The sequence below is a fragment of the Micromonospora deserti genome (genome assembly GCF_003236335.1).
GTDB lineage: Bacteria > Actinomycetota > Actinomycetes > Mycobacteriales > Micromonosporaceae > Micromonospora > Micromonospora deserti.
Window position 1 is genome coordinate 1 of the sequence record NZ_POUB01000030.1, and the last position, 12844, is coordinate 12844.

Annotated in this window: 16 protein-coding genes; 15 read left to right on the forward strand and 1 reads right to left on the reverse strand. The window is 76.6% G+C overall.

The window, feature by feature from the left end; all coding sequences use genetic code 11:
- The first annotated feature begins 124 nt into the window (after window positions 1-124).
- Window positions 125-868, forward strand: a complete 744-nt coding sequence (locus C1I99_RS07280) for a DUF2567 domain-containing protein (protein WP_438941389.1) — start codon at window positions 125-127, stop codon at window positions 866-868.
- Here the strand turns inward: C1I99_RS07280 and C1I99_RS07285 are convergent.
- Entirely contained in the window at window positions 783-1487 is a 705-nt protein-coding gene (locus tag C1I99_RS07285; RefSeq protein ID WP_111133434.1) for an LON peptidase substrate-binding domain-containing protein, read from the reverse strand. The two genes, C1I99_RS07280 and C1I99_RS07285, sit on opposite strands and share 86 nt — an antisense overlap.
- A 105-nt stretch (window positions 1488-1592) precedes the next feature.
- Here C1I99_RS07285 and hisD point away from each other — a divergent pair, with 105 nt between their 5' ends.
- From hisD to C1I99_RS07350, 14 genes are all read left to right on the forward strand, one after another.
- Window positions 1593-2915 (forward strand): histidinol dehydrogenase, encoded by a 1323-nt coding sequence (hisD, locus tag C1I99_RS07290; protein ID WP_111133435.1) that lies wholly within the window; start codon window positions 1593-1595, stop codon window positions 2913-2915.
- Window positions 2912-4000, forward strand: a complete 1089-nt coding sequence (locus C1I99_RS07295; protein WP_111133436.1) for a histidinol-phosphate transaminase — start codon at window positions 2912-2914, stop codon at window positions 3998-4000. The genes hisD and C1I99_RS07295 overlap by 4 nt, the downstream gene beginning before the upstream one ends.
- Window positions 4001-4037: 37 nt before the next feature.
- Window positions 4038-4649, forward strand: coding sequence for an imidazoleglycerol-phosphate dehydratase HisB (gene hisB / locus C1I99_RS07300; RefSeq protein WP_111133437.1), 612 nt, complete (start codon window positions 4038-4040; stop codon window positions 4647-4649).
- 55 nt (window positions 4650-4704) lie between these two features.
- Complete coding sequence (locus tag C1I99_RS33240; protein WP_199562034.1) at window positions 4705-4878, forward strand: CG2302 family histidine operon protein; 174 nt, start codon at window positions 4705-4707, stop codon at window positions 4876-4878.
- On the forward strand, window positions 4875-5507 hold the full coding sequence (gene hisH / locus C1I99_RS07305) for an imidazole glycerol phosphate synthase subunit HisH (protein WP_111133438.1): 633 nt from the start codon (window positions 4875-4877) through the stop codon (window positions 5505-5507). Before C1I99_RS33240 ends, hisH begins: the two co-directional genes overlap by 4 nt.
- 66 nt (window positions 5508-5573) lie before the next feature.
- Window positions 5574-5897: a hypothetical protein gene (locus C1I99_RS07310; protein ID WP_111133439.1), complete on the forward strand. Its 324-nt coding sequence runs from the start codon at window positions 5574-5576 to the stop codon at window positions 5895-5897.
- Between the two features lie 15 nt (window positions 5898-5912).
- Window positions 5913-6638: a bifunctional 1-(5-phosphoribosyl)-5-((5-phosphoribosylamino)methylideneamino)imidazole-4-carboxamide isomerase/phosphoribosylanthranilate isomerase PriA gene (priA, locus tag C1I99_RS07315; RefSeq protein ID WP_111133440.1), complete on the forward strand. Its 726-nt coding sequence runs from the start codon at window positions 5913-5915 to the stop codon at window positions 6636-6638.
- A gap of 115 nt (window positions 6639-6753) precedes the next feature.
- Window positions 6754-7023 (forward strand): Rid family hydrolase, encoded by a 270-nt coding sequence (locus C1I99_RS07320; RefSeq protein WP_233512386.1) that lies wholly within the window; start codon window positions 6754-6756, stop codon window positions 7021-7023.
- A 123-nt stretch (window positions 7024-7146) separates the two neighbouring features.
- The gene (locus C1I99_RS07325) at window positions 7147-9894 is read left to right on the forward strand and encodes an AAA family ATPase (RefSeq protein WP_111133441.1); all 2748 of its coding nucleotides are present in this window, start codon (window positions 7147-7149) and stop codon (window positions 9892-9894) included.
- Between the two features lie 46 nt (window positions 9895-9940).
- Window positions 9941-10192, forward strand: coding sequence for a hypothetical protein (locus C1I99_RS07330; protein ID WP_111133442.1), 252 nt, complete (start codon window positions 9941-9943; stop codon window positions 10190-10192).
- Window positions 10193-10223: 31 nt separating this feature from the next.
- Window positions 10224-10769 carry a DUF3558 family protein gene (locus C1I99_RS07335; RefSeq protein ID WP_233512387.1) on the forward strand — a complete coding sequence of 182 codons (546 nt, stop codon included), beginning with the start codon at window positions 10224-10226 and terminating at the stop codon, window positions 10767-10769.
- Window positions 10770-10890: 121 nt separating this feature from the next.
- On the forward strand, window positions 10891-11337 hold the full coding sequence (locus C1I99_RS07340) for a MarR family winged helix-turn-helix transcriptional regulator (protein ID WP_111133444.1): 447 nt from the start codon (window positions 10891-10893) through the stop codon (window positions 11335-11337).
- Between the two features lie 5 nt (window positions 11338-11342).
- Window positions 11343-11774 (forward strand): organic hydroperoxide resistance protein, encoded by a 432-nt coding sequence (locus tag C1I99_RS07345; protein WP_111133466.1) that lies wholly within the window; start codon window positions 11343-11345, stop codon window positions 11772-11774.
- 41 nt (window positions 11775-11815) lie between these two features.
- The gene (locus C1I99_RS07350; protein WP_111133445.1) at window positions 11816-12814 is read left to right on the forward strand and encodes an NADP-dependent oxidoreductase; all 999 of its coding nucleotides are present in this window, start codon (window positions 11816-11818) and stop codon (window positions 12812-12814) included.
- The last annotated feature ends 30 nt before the right edge of the window (window positions 12815-12844 follow it).

A 12844-nucleotide genomic window follows, 5' to 3' on the forward strand; every position in this document is an offset into this window, starting at 1 on the left:
CCGTCCCGGCGCGCCGGGCGGGCCGCCCCCGCCAGGCGCCGCCTCTCCGCCCGCCCCGGCCCGGCACGCCGCCACCGGGTCACCGGCCGGTGCCGACGGGCCGCCGGTCGGGCCGCACGGCGAGGTGGTCGGGCCGCACGGCGACGTGATCGGGCCGCACGGCGAAGCGATCGATGCGGCGGCCACAACGCCGGTGGCCGGGCACCCGGCGGCGGTACCCGAGCTGCCGTGGCGGCGGGCGGCGCGGCTCGCGGCCGGCGCCGGGCTCGCGCTGACCATGCTCGGCGCGCCGCTCGGGCTGCTCTGGGCGGAGCTGGCCCCGAACACCCCGGTCGTGAAAGCCCCCGGGGGCGCCATCTACGGCCAGCCGCAGCCGGAGCAGCCGATCGCCGCGGACGGCTGGTTCAGCCTGCTCGGGCTGACCTTCGGGGTGCTGGCCGCGGTCGCCCTGTGGTTCCTGCTGCGCAGGCTCCGGGGGCCGGTCGGGCTGCTCGCCGCGGTGCTCGGCGCGTTCGGCGCGGCGCTGGTCGCCTGGCAGGTCGGGCGGCGGGTCGGGCTCTCCGCCTACCAGCGGTTGCTGGCGAGCGCCCCCGACGGGCGGGCCTTCGAGAAACCGGCCGACCTGCGGGCCGGCGGCATCGAGTGGGCGCTCGGCGTGCTGCCGGTGCCGCACGGCAACCTGCTGCTGCCCGCGTTCGGCGCCGCCGTCACGTACACCCTGCTGGCCGGCTGGTCACGGTGGCCGTCGCTGCGGCCGGAGCCGGAACCCGGCCCGGCCGGGCTCAGTTGGGCGTCGGCGGCGACGCCAGCTCCGCCAGCGGGACCGGAACCGCCCGCACCTGGCGCAGCAGCGCCGCCTCGCGGTTGAGCAGCCGCAGCTCGGCGCGGAGCCGGGCCGCGGTGTCGTCGATGGCGAGCAGCCGCTGCCGGTCGGCCACGGTCAGCGCCGCCGTCGCGGCCACCAGGTGCGACAGCACCGTCGGGTCCTCCGGCAGCTGCTCGGAGATCTCCCCGGGGTCGGCGCGGATCAGGCCGAGGTACTGCCGGAACACCGCGATCACCCGGGCGGCGAGCAGGTCGGCGACCTCGTCCGGGCCGCCCGGCTCGGGCAGCCACTCCACCTCCGCGGTCAGGTAGGGCGCGGCGCCCGAGTCGACGTCGGCGATCCGGAACCGCCGCCGGCCCACCGTCACGATGTCGAAGCCGCCGTCGGCCAGCTCGGTGACCTGCCGCAGCTCGGCGGTGCAGCCCACCTCGTGCAGGGTCACCTCGCCGCCGCCCGGCAGCGGGCGGCCGTTCGGCCCGGTCGGGGCGACCTCCCAGCCGGCCCGGATGGCCACCACGCCGAACTCGCGTGGGGCGCCGTCGGGCAGGCCGACCAGGTGCCGCACCAGGGCCCGGTAGCGCTCCTCGAATATGTGCAGCGGCAGTACCAGGCCGGGGAAGAGCACCGTCCCGAGCGGAAACACCGGCAGCCGCGCACTCACGCGTCGAGGGTAGCCCGACCCCGCCGCCGCGGCGTGTCCCGGCTCACCGTCCCGCCGTGCGGACGCCACGGGTCGGCCCGCGGCGGGCAGCCTAGACTCGCAAGGGTGCTGAACCGGATCGACCTGCGCGGCGGCGTGCGCGACCCACGCCGCCTGCTGCCCCGTGCCCAGCTCGACGTCTCCGTGGCGGTCGAGAAGATCCGCCCCCTGGTGGCGGCGGTCCGGGAGCATGGTTACCACGCGATCCGGGAGGCGAGCGAGCGGTTCGACGGGGTCTCGCCGGACGTGCTGCGGGTGCCGGCCGAGGCGATCGCGGCGGCCGAGAGCACCCTCGACGCGGAGGTGCGCGCCGCGCTGCTGGAGTCGATCAGCCGGGCCAGGAAGGTGCACGCCGACCAGCGTCGCACCGACCACACTACCCAGGTGGTGCCGGGCGGCACGGTCACCGAGCGGTGGGTGCCGGTCGACCGGGTCGGTCTCTACGTCCCCGGCGGCCTGGCGATGTACCCGTCGACCGTGGTGATGAACGTGGTGCCGGCCCAGGCGGCCGGGGTCCGCTCGCTGGTGGTGGCCAGCCCGCCGCAGAAGGACAACGGCGGCCTGCCCGACCCGCGGGTCCTCGCCGCCTGCGCGCTGCTCGGCGTCAACGAGGTCTACGCCGTCGGCGGGGCGCAGGCGGTGGCGATGCTGGCGTACGGCGCCGCGGTCGACGCCGAGGCCCGCGCGTACTGCGACCCGGTCGACCTGATCACCGGCCCGGGCAACATCTGGGTGACCGCCGCCAAGCGCCTGCTGCGCGGGGTGGTCGGCATCGACGCCGAGGCCGGCCCGACCGAGATCGCCATCCTTGCCGACGACACGGCCGACCCGGCGCACGTCGCGGCCGACCTGATCAGCCAGGCCGAGCACGACCCGCTCGCGGCGAGCGTGCTGGTCACCCCGTCGGTGGCGCTGGTCGACGCGGTCGAGCGGGAGTTGGCCCGGCAGGTGCCGGCGACCAAGCACGCCGAGCGGGTCACCACCGCGCTCACCGGCGAGCAGAGCGGCGTGGTGCTGGTCGACGACCTCGACGCCGGGCTGCGGGTCGTGGACGCGTACGCGGCCGAGCACCTGGAGATCCAGACCCGGGACGCCCGGGAGTGGGCGCTGCGGGTGCGCAACGCCGGGGCGGTCTTCGTCGGCGCCTGGTCGCCGGTGTCGCTCGGCGACTACTGCGCCGGCTCCAACCACGTGCTGCCCACCGGCGGCTGCGCCCGGCACTCCTCCGGCCTGTCCGTGCAGTCCTTCCTGCGCGGCATCCACCTGGTCGAGTACTCGCGGGAGGCGCTGCGCGAGGTGGCCCCGCACGTGGTCACCCTGGCCACCGTGGAGGACCTGCCCGCGCACGGGCAGGCGGTCCGGGCCCGCTTCCCGGGGGCCGACTCGTGACCACCCTGGACGATCTGCCGATCCGCGACGACCTGCGCGGGCTGACGCCGTACGGGGCGCCTCAGCTGGCCGTGCCGGTGCGGCTGAACACCAACGAGAACTCCTACCCGGTGCCCGAGCCGGTGGTGGAGGCGATCGGCAAGGCCGTGGCGGCCGAGCTGCGCGACCTCAACCGGTACCCGGACCGGGACGCCGTGGCGCTCCGCGCCGACCTGGCCGGCTACCTCGGCCACGGGCTCACCGTCGAGCAGGTGTGGGCGGCCAACGGCTCCAACGAGATCCAGCAGCAGCTGCTCCAGGCGTTCGGCGGCCCCGGCCGGACGGCGCTGGGCTTCACCCCGGCGTACTCCATGCACCCGCTGCTGGCGCTGGGCACCGGCACCCGGTGGATCCCGGCCGCCCGGCGGGTCGACTTCGGGCTGACCGCCGACGAGGCGGTGGCGCAGGTCCGCGAGCACGCACCGGACGTGGTCTTCCTCTGCTCGCCGAACAACCCCACCGGCACGGCGCTGGACCCGGCGGTGGTCACCGCGGTGCTCGACGTCGCACCCGGCATGGTCGTGGTCGACGAGGCGTACGCCGAGTTCGCCCGCCCCGGCACGGTCAGCGCCCTGGCGGTGCTGCCCGGGCGCCCGCGGCTGGTGGTCACCCGCACCATGAGCAAGGCGTTCGGGTTCGCCGGCGGCCGGCTGGGCTACCTGGCGGCCGACCCGGCGGTGGTGCAGGCGGTGCAACTGGTCCGGCTGCCATACCACCTCTCCGCGCTGACCCAGGCCGCGGCCCGGGCGGCGCTGGCGCACCGCGACGCCCTGCTCGGCACCGTCGCGGCGACCATGGAGCAGCGTGACCGGATCGTCGCCGAGCTGCGCGGGCGCGGCCTGCGGGTCGCCGACAGCGACGCCAACTTCGTGCTGTTCGAGGTCGGCGGCGACCAGAGCGTCGCGTGGCGGGCGCTGCTCGACGCCGGGGTGCTGGTCCGCGACGTCGGCCTGCCCGGCTGGCTGCGGGTCACCGCCGGCACCCCCGCCGAGACCGGCGCCTTCCTTTCCGCAATGAAGAAGCTCTCGTGGGAGCGCGAGGAGTGAACTCGCGAGCCCCGCAGTCGCGACCGAAAGGCGAGCAATGAGCCGGACCGCCCGGGTGGAGCGGATCACCAAGGAGACCAAGGTCCTCGTCGAGATCGACCTCGACGGCACCGGCCGGGCCGAGATCGGCACCGGCGTCGGCTTCTACGACCACATGCTCCACCAGATCGCCCGGCACGGGGGCTTCGACCTGACCGTGCAGACCGTCGGCGACCTGGAGATCGACGCCCACCACACGATGGAGGACACCGCGCTCGCCCTCGGCGCCGCGTTCGAGCAGGCGCTGGGGGACAAGGCCGGCATCCGGCGGTACGGCTCGGCCACCGTGCCGATGGACGAGGTCCTGGTCCGGGCCGCCGTCGACCTCTCCGGCCGCCCGTACGTCGTGCACGACGAGCCGCCGCTGGCCCCGTACATCGGCCCGGTCTACCCGACCAGCATGACCCGGCACATCTGGGAGTCGTTCGGCCAGGCGGCCCGGATCACCCTGCACGTGGACGTGCTGCGGGCGGCCCGGCCAGGTGGCCACCCGGACGCGCACCACGTGGTCGAGGCGCAGTTCAAGGCGGTCTCCCGCGCGTTGCGCGAGGCCACCGCGATCGACCCGCGCGCCCAGGGCGCGATCCCCAGCACGAAGGGCGCGCTCTGATGGGCGCCCGGACCGCGGCGCGGCCCGCCGCGCTCGTCGACGGAGGGCGGAGCTGATGGGCGCGGTGTTGCCGATGCTGCTGCTGATCCTGGCCGGCGTGCTGGTCGGCGGGGCCTGGTCGCTGCACCGGCAGGGCGCCCCGCGCGGCGCGGTGGTCGTCACCGCGCTGCTGGCCGCGCTGGCCACCGCCGGCGGGGTGCTCTGGCTGATCCCGGGGGAGGGCGCGTGAGCCGGGTGGTCGTGCTCGACTACGGGTCGGGCAACCTGCGGTCGGCGGAGCGGGCGCTGGCCGCCGCCGGGGCGAACGTGACCGTCACCGACGACCTGGCCGCCGCCACCGAGGCGGACGGCCTGGTGGTGCCCGGGGTGGGCGCCTTCGCCGCCTGCATGGCCGGGATCGAGGCGCTCGGCGCCGGCCCGGTGATCGCCGAGCGGGTCGCCGCCGGCCGTCCGGTGCTGGGCATCTGCGTCGGCATGCAGGTGCTCTTCGAGCACGGCGACGAGCACGGCGTGGTGACCAAGGGGCTCGGCCTGCTGCCCGGCGGGGTGACCCGGCTGGCCGCCACCCGGCTGCCGCACATGGGCTGGAACACCGTGCAGGCGCCGCCCGGGTCGATGCTCTTCGCCGGCCTGCCCGCCGACAGTCGGTTCTACTTCGTCCACTCGTACGCGGTCGGGGACCGGGACGCGTTGGCCGGCGCCGGCGCGACGGTCACCACCGCCCACCACGAGACCGACTTCGTGGCGGCCGTGGAGCGGGGCCCGCTGTCGGCCGCCCAGTTCCACCCCGAGAAGTCCGCCGACACCGGTGCCGCGCTACTGCGTAACTGGCTGGCGACGCTGGCCCCCGGTGACTGAGCGGGGTCGCCCGGCGGTGCCACCGGGCCGCGCCGCGGACGGGCGCGGGCGCCGGCGGGGTGCCCGATGAGCAAGGAGCGGGCCCGTCGCCGGGCGGCCCGGGAGGCCGAGGCGGCCCGGGAACGGTTCGTCCGGCAGCGGCAGCTCGCCCGCCGGGCGCGCCGCCGGGCACTGGTCCGACGGATGACCCCGACCTGGCGGCGCGGGCGCACCGGCCGGCTGCCCCGGCGCAGCCGCGGCGAGCGCGCCGCCATCGTGCTGCTGACCCTGGCGGCGATGATCCTGATCTGGTCACTGGTGGACGACCTGGCGCTGCGGATCGCGCTGAGCGCGCTGCTGGTGCTCGTACTGCCGGCGATCGTGGTGATCGCCCTGGACCGCCGAACCTGACCCCGAGGAGAAGACGTGAGCCTCACCCTTTTGCCCGCCGTCGACGTCGCCGACGGCCAGGCCGTCCGCCTCGTGCAGGGCGCCGCCGGCAGTGAGACGACCTACGGCGACCCGCTGGAGGCCGCGCTGGCCTGGCAGCGTGACGGCGCCGAGTGGATCCACCTGGTCGACCTGGACGCCGCGTTCGGGCGGGGCTCCAACGCGCACCTGCTCGCCGAGGTGGTGCGGCAGCTCGACGTGAAGGTAGAGCTCTCTGGCGGCATCCGGGACGACGAGTCGCTGCACGCCGCGCTCGGCACCGGCGCCGCCCGGGTGAACATCGGCACCGCCGCCCTGGAGAACCCCGACTGGTGCGACCGGGTCTGCGGCGAGTACGGCGACCGCGTGGCCATCGGGCTGGACGTGCGCGGGCGTACCCTCTCCGCGCGGGGCTGGACCCGCGACGGCGGTGACCTGTACGAGGTGCTGGAACGGCTGGACAAGGCCGGCGCCGCCCGGTACGTGGTCACCGACATCACCAAGGACGGCACCATGCGGGGGCCGAACCTGGACCTGCTGCGCGAGGTCTGCGCGCGTACCGACGCGCCGGTCATCGCCTCCGGCGGCGTCTCCACCCTGGACGACCTGCGGGCGCTGGCCACCCTGGAGCCGCTGGGCGTGGAGGGCGTGATCACCGGCAAGGCGCTCTACGCGGGCGCCTTCACAGTGGCCCAGGCGCTGCGGACCCTGGCCGCGGCGTGACCGTCACCCGGCTCGGCTCGGGTGGCCCGTGGGAGGCGCGCTACGGCTACTCGCGGGTCGTCCGGGTCGGCGACCTGGCCTGGACCGCCGGGTAAACCTCCACAATGGACGGCTGGTGACCCACGTCGGGAACGCCGCCGCGCAGACCGCACAGGCGCTGCGGATCGCGCTGGACGCGCTCGCCGAGGTCGGCGCGCAGCCGGCCGCCGTGGTCCGGACCCGGATGTACGTCACCGACCGGGCGTACGCCGACGAGGTCGGCCGGGCGCACCACGCCGTCTTCGGCGCCGTCCGCCCGGCCGCCACCATGGTGGTCGTGGCCGGCCTGCTCGATCCCGACCAGCTGGTCGAGGTCGAGCTGGAGGCGTACCTGGGCGGCCGCTAGCCGCGTTTCGCCCAGGCGAGTGGGCCCACGGCGGCGGCGCCGGACGGGTTCCGGCCGGACGGCGAGACCCGATCCGCCGTCCGGTTGGCGACCGGCCGGGTGCCCCGATGCCAGACTGGCCCGGTGAGCGGGGCGGCCGTCGGCCGGGACGAGGAGGTCGACCGGGTCCGGCGGGCCCTGGCCGACGGGCGGCCGGTGCTCGTCGAGGGCCCGGCCGGGATCGGCAAGACGGCCGTGCACCGGGCGCTGCTGGCCGCCGCCCGCCGGGACGGTTGGCTGGTGCTGGCCTGCGCGCCGACGGAGGTCGAGACGGGGCTGCCGTTCGCGGCGCTGGCCGACCTGCTGGCCCCGGTGTCCACGCGGGTGCCGGAGCTGCCCGCGCCGCAGCGCGCGGCGCTGGCCGGGGTGCTGCTCACCGGCGAGCTGACCCAGCCGGTCGACGAACGGACGGTGGGGGTCGCCACCCGGGCGGTGCTCGACGACGCCGCCGCTGACCCGGCCGTGCCGCGGGTGCTGGTGGCGGTGGACGACGCGCCGTGGCTCGACCCGCCGAGCGAGCGGGCGCTGCGGTTCGCGTTGCGCCGGCTGGTACCCCGGGTCGCCGTCCTGCTCACCGCCCGCGCCGACCGGCCCGGCGCGGAGCCGCTTCCGCTCGGGCTCGACCCCGGCGCCCGGCCGGTGCGGGTCGCGCTGGGCCCGCTCGGCGTTGGGGCGCTGCACCACGTGCTGCGCGCCGAACCCGGCGCCGCGCTGCCCCGACCGCTGCTGGTCCGGATTGCCCGGGAGGCCGGCGGTAACCCGCTGCTCGCCATCGAACTGACCCGGGCGGTGCTCCGGATGCCCCGCCTGCCGGCGCCCGGCGCCGACCTGCCGGCCGCGCCGTCGCTGCGGCGCCTGGTCGCCGACCGGCTGGCCGCCCTGCCGGCGCCGACCCGGCACGCGATCCGTCTGGCCGCGCTCTCCGGGGTGCCCACCCTGACCGGGCTGGCCCGGGCCGGGGTGCCGGCGGCCGACCTCGACCCGGCCGAGGAGGCCGGCCTGGTCGCCGTCACCGGGGACGCCGTCGGCTTCGCCCACCCGGTGTACGCGGCCGCGGTGCGCGCCGAGGTACCGCCCGGGGTGCGCCGTCGGCTGCACCGGCTGCTCGCCGACACGGCGCGCGACCCGGACGAGCGGGCCCGGCAGCTGGCCCGCTGCGTGACCGGGCTCGACCCGGAGGCGGCGGCCCTGATCGCGGCCGCCGCCGACCGGCAGCGGGCCCGCGGGGCGCCGGAGACCGCCGCCGGGCTGTACGACACGGCGGCCGGACTCACCCCGCCGGCCGGCGCCGACGAGCACGGCCGGTGGCGACTGGCCGCCGTGCGGTGCCGGTACGACAGCGGGGACTACCCGGCGGCGAAGGCGGCCGCCGAGCGGGCAGCGGAGGAGCTGACCGGCCCGGCGCGGGCGGAGGCGCTGCTGCTGCGGGCGGTCGTCGCGTGGAGCTCCAACGAGCCGCCGGAGGCGGCCTGGGCGGCGGCCGAACGGGCGCTGGCGGCGGCCCCGGAGGGGTCGCCGCTGGCCGGGCGGATCCACGCCCACCTCAGCCTGTTCCGGGACGCCCCGGACGCGGCCCGGGCGCACGCGGAGGCGGCGGCCGCCCTGCTGGCCGGCAGCCCCGACGACCGCCCGGTGCACGCCGCGGCGCTTCTGCTGCTGCTCTTCAACGAGGTGCGGGCCGGGCTGCCGGCCCGTACCGAACTGCTGGACCGGGCGCTGGAGTTGGAGGGGCCGGAGCCGTCCTGGCTGGCCGGCATCGTGCCGGCGGTGTGGTGGAGGGCGGTGGACGAGCACGGACGGGCCCGTGAGCGGCTGCACTGGATGCTGGAGCGGGCGGTCGCCCGCGGTGACGAGCCGTCCTGGCACGAGCTGCTGTCCCATCTGGGGGAGACCGAGCTGCTCGCCGGCCGGTGGCCGGCCGCCGCGGCGCACGTCGCCGCCGCCCGGGAGCTGGGCGAGCAGCACGGCGGCGACCTGGTCGGCGAGGACTGGATGGACGGGCTGTTGTGCGCGTACCGGGGGCGGCTGGCCGAGGCCACCCGGATCGCCGAGGCCGGGCTGCGCCGGGCGGCCGAGCTGGACGACCAGTGGTGCCGGCGGATCCACGAACAGCTGGCCGGGTTTACCGCGCTCACCGGTGGGCGGCTGGCCGCCGCGGCCCGGCACTACGGCGAGCTGGCCGCCGCCGTCGACGAGCTGGGCCTGGTCGAGCCGCTCGCGCAGCGCTTCGAACCGGACTGGCTGGAGGCCTGCGTCGGTGCCGGCGACCTGGCCACCGCCGAGGCCGTGCTGGACCGGCTGGCCGCCCGGCACCGGCGGTTGCCCCGGCCGTGGACCACGCTGGGGCTGGCCCGCAGCCGGGTGCTGCTGGCCGGTGCCCGTGGCCGGGACCCGTCGGACGCACTGGCGGAACTGGCTGCCGCCCGGGCCACGGTGCCGGCGGACGTCGTGCCTCTGGACCGGGCCCGCTGCCTGCTGATCGCCGGGGTGGCGTACCGCCGGATCCGCCGTCGGCGGGAGGCCCGGGACGCGTTGACCGCGGCCGCCGCGGAGTTCGACGCGCTGGGCGCGGCCGCCCTGGCGGCCCGGGCCCGCGCCGAGGCCGCCCGCACGGGTGGCCGCCCGGCCGCGCCCCGCCAGCTCACCGGCACCGAGCTGGAGGTGGCCCGGCTCGCCGCCGCAGGCCGGACCAACCGCGTCATCGCCGACACGCTCTTCATCAGCCCGAAGACGGTCGAGGCGAACCTCGCCCGGGTCTACCGCAAGCTCGGCGTCGCCAGCCGCGCCGAGCTGGGCGCCGTGATGGCCCGCGCCGGCGACGTCGAAGCGTAGGGAAACACCCGATTACCCCGCGGGCGCCCCGACCTAGCGTCGAGGAATGACCCGCCTCTTCGTGCTGGAACGCTACGACCGCGGTCCGGGGGAGCGCGCCGACGAGCCGGTCGGCCGGCTGACCACCGGCGCCACCCGGTTGCGCGGGGCACTGCGCATCCCGGCCGACGAGGTGGTGCTCGCGCTGGTCGAGGGGCCCGACGCGGAGACGGTCGCCGCGGTGGCGGCCGGCGCCGGCTGGCGGGTCGACCGGTTGGGCGCGGCTGAGTGGATCGCCGTGCCGGACGATCGGCCCTGACCACCGTGCATCGAGAAGAGGGGACATCGACGTGAAGCAGACATGTCGTGGCGGGCGGCCGGTGCCGCTGCTCGCGGCGCTGGTCGGGCTGGCGGCCGGGGCGCTCGCCGGGTGCGCCGGCGACGAGCCCGCCGCCCCGCCCGCCGCCGGGGTCGAGGTGCCGTCTGAGGCGGCCACCGCGACCGGCGAGCCGGAGGTGTCCTCGCCGGCGCCGAGCCCCGACCCGTGCGCGCTGGTGTCCAAGCGGGAGGCCGAGCAACTCGCCGGCACGCCGCTGGAGGACGCCCAACCGGTGAAGGAGACCTGCACCTACCGTGGCCCGGTCAGCGGGCCGACCGCGCAGGTGGAGGTCTTCGTCGGCGACGGGGCGAAGAAGTTCCTCGACATCGAGCGGGAGCTCGGCCATGAGCTGCGGCCGCTGTCCGGGGTCGGCGACGAGGCGTACGCGAGCCACGAGGCGGTCTTCGTCCACCGCTCGGGCCGCTGGGTGTCGGTCCGCCTGGTCCGGCTCAACGATCCGGTGGAGAACCGGGCGCCGCTGGAGCGGGTGGCCCGTACCGTGGCCGGACGGCTCTGAGCGGGGCGCGGCGGCGAGGAGGGCGGGCCGGGGCTCGCGGTCGACCACGACCAGGCCGGCGACCTGCTCCGCGCCACCCCGATATGTTGTGCACAACTAAATTGTGCGCTACTGTCTCGGCATGACCGATGATCTGGTGCTGCGGCGGCAGGTGTGCTTCGCGCTCTACGCCGCGTCGCGCGCGCTGACCGACGTGTACCGGCCCATCCTCGACGGGTTCGGGCTGACCTACCCGCAGTACCTGGTGCTGCTGGTGCTCTGGGAGCACGGCGACGACGCACCCACGGTCTCCGAGCTCGGCGCGCAGCTGCGGCTGGACTCCGGCACGCTCTCCCCGCTGCTCAAGCGGCTGGAGGGGGCGGGCCTGGTGGTCCGGCGGCGCTCCGCGCGCGACGAGCGGCGGGTGGAGGTGGGCCTCACCGACGAGGGGCGGGCCCTGCGGGAGCGGATGGACGAGGTGCCGCTGGCGGTGGCCCGCGCCACCGGCCTCTCCGCGGCGGAGCTCGTCGCCCTGCGCGACACCCTCACCCGGGTCACCGAGACGATCCACCGACAGAAGGAGCAGTGACCCCCATGCAGGTGCTCTACACCGCGTCCGCCCTGGCCACCGGCGACGGCCGGGACGGCCACGTCCGTACCTCCGACGGCATCGTCGAGCTGGACCTGGCCGCCCCGAAGGAGTTGGGGGGCGCCGGCGGCGCCGCCAACCCGGAACAGCTCTTCGCCGCCGGCTACGCGGCCTGCTTCCACTCCGCGCTGCGGCGGGCCGCCCGCCGCGCCAAGGCCGACGTGACCGGCTCGGTCGTGCAGGCGGAGGTGGGCATCGGCCCGAACGGCAGCGGTGGCTTCGGCCTCACCGTCGCACTCGTGGTCGACCTGCCCGCGGTGCCGCGCGCCGCGGCCGAGCAACTGGTCGCCCAGGCGCACCAGGTCTGCCCCTACTCGAACGCGACCCGCGGCAACATCGAGGTCGCCCTCACCGTCCGCGAGGCCCTGGCGGCCTGACGCCCCGGCGTGCCGACCGCGAACGAAAGGACCACCCACCCGTGACGACCAACCGCGAGATCCACCTGGCCTCCCGTCCCCAGGGCTGGCCGGCCGCCGAGAACTTCCGCCTCGTCACCACCGAGGTGCCCACCCCTGGCCCGGGCCAGATCGTGGTCCGCAACCAGTATTTGTCGGTCGACCCGTACATGCGCGGGCGGATGAACGACGTCAAGTCGTACCTGCCGCCGTTCCCGCTCGACGCGCCGCTCGACGGCGGGGCGGTCGGCGAGGTGGTGGCCAGCGAGGCCGAGGGCGTCAAGCCCGGCGACACCGTGCTGCACGGCCTCGGCTGGCGGGAGTACGCGCTGCTCGACGCGAAGGCGGCCCGGGTGGTCGACCCCACCCTCGCCCCGGTGACCGCATACCTGAGCGTGCTCGGCATGACCGGGTTGACCGCGTACGCCGGGCTGCTCGACGTGGCCGGGATGAAGCCGGGGGAGCGGGTCTTCGTCTCCGCCGCCGCCGGTTCGGTGGGCAGCCTGGTCGGCCAGATCGCCAGGCTGAAGGGCGCGGCGCGCGTGGTCGGCAGCGCCGGCTCGGCGGCGAAGGTCGAGCGGCTGCGGGCACTCGGCTTCGACGCCGCCTTCGACTACCACGACGGCCCCGTGCGGGAGTCGCTCAGGGCGGCCGCCCCCGACGGGATCGACGTCTACTTCGACAACGTCGGCGGGGACCACCTGGAGGCCGCGATCGCCGCGATGCGGCCGCACGGCCGGGCCGCGATCTGCGGCATGATCGCGCAGTACAACGACCTCCGGCCGCCGGCCGCGCCACGCAACCTGGCGCTGGTCATCGGCAAGCGGCTCACCCTGCGCGGCTTCCTGGTCGGCGACCACGGCGGGCTGCGCGAGCAGTTCGTGCGGGAGATGTCCGGTTGGCTGCGCGACGGCAGCGTCTCCTATGACGAGACGGTTGTCGACGGCATCGAGAACGCCCCGGCGGCGTTCCTCGGCCTGCTGCGCGGCGAGAACCTGGGGAAGATGCTCGTCCGGGTGTGACCCGGGCCTCGCCGGCGGCGGTCAGCCCGG

Excerpts from the sequence above, each read along its gene's own strand:
- C1I99_RS07330 (WP_111133442.1), top strand. The coding sequence starts at position 9,941 with ATGACCCGCCTCTTCGTGCTGGAACGCTACGACCGCGGTCCGGGGGAG.
- C1I99_RS07345 (WP_111133466.1), top strand. The coding sequence starts at position 11,343 with ATGCAGGTGCTCTACACCGCGTCCGCCCTGGCCACCGGCGACGGCCGG.
- hisB (WP_111133437.1), top strand. The coding sequence starts at position 4,038 with ATGAGCCGGACCGCCCGGGTGGAGCGGATCACCAAGGAGACCAAGGTC.
- C1I99_RS33240 (WP_199562034.1), top strand. The coding sequence starts at position 4,705 with ATGGGCGCGGTGTTGCCGATGCTGCTGCTGATCCTGGCCGGCGTGCTG.
- C1I99_RS07310 (WP_111133439.1), top strand. The coding sequence starts at position 5,574 with ATGAGCAAGGAGCGGGCCCGTCGCCGGGCGGCCCGGGAGGCCGAGGCG.
- C1I99_RS07340 (WP_111133444.1), top strand. The coding sequence starts at position 10,891 with ATGACCGATGATCTGGTGCTGCGGCGGCAGGTGTGCTTCGCGCTCTAC.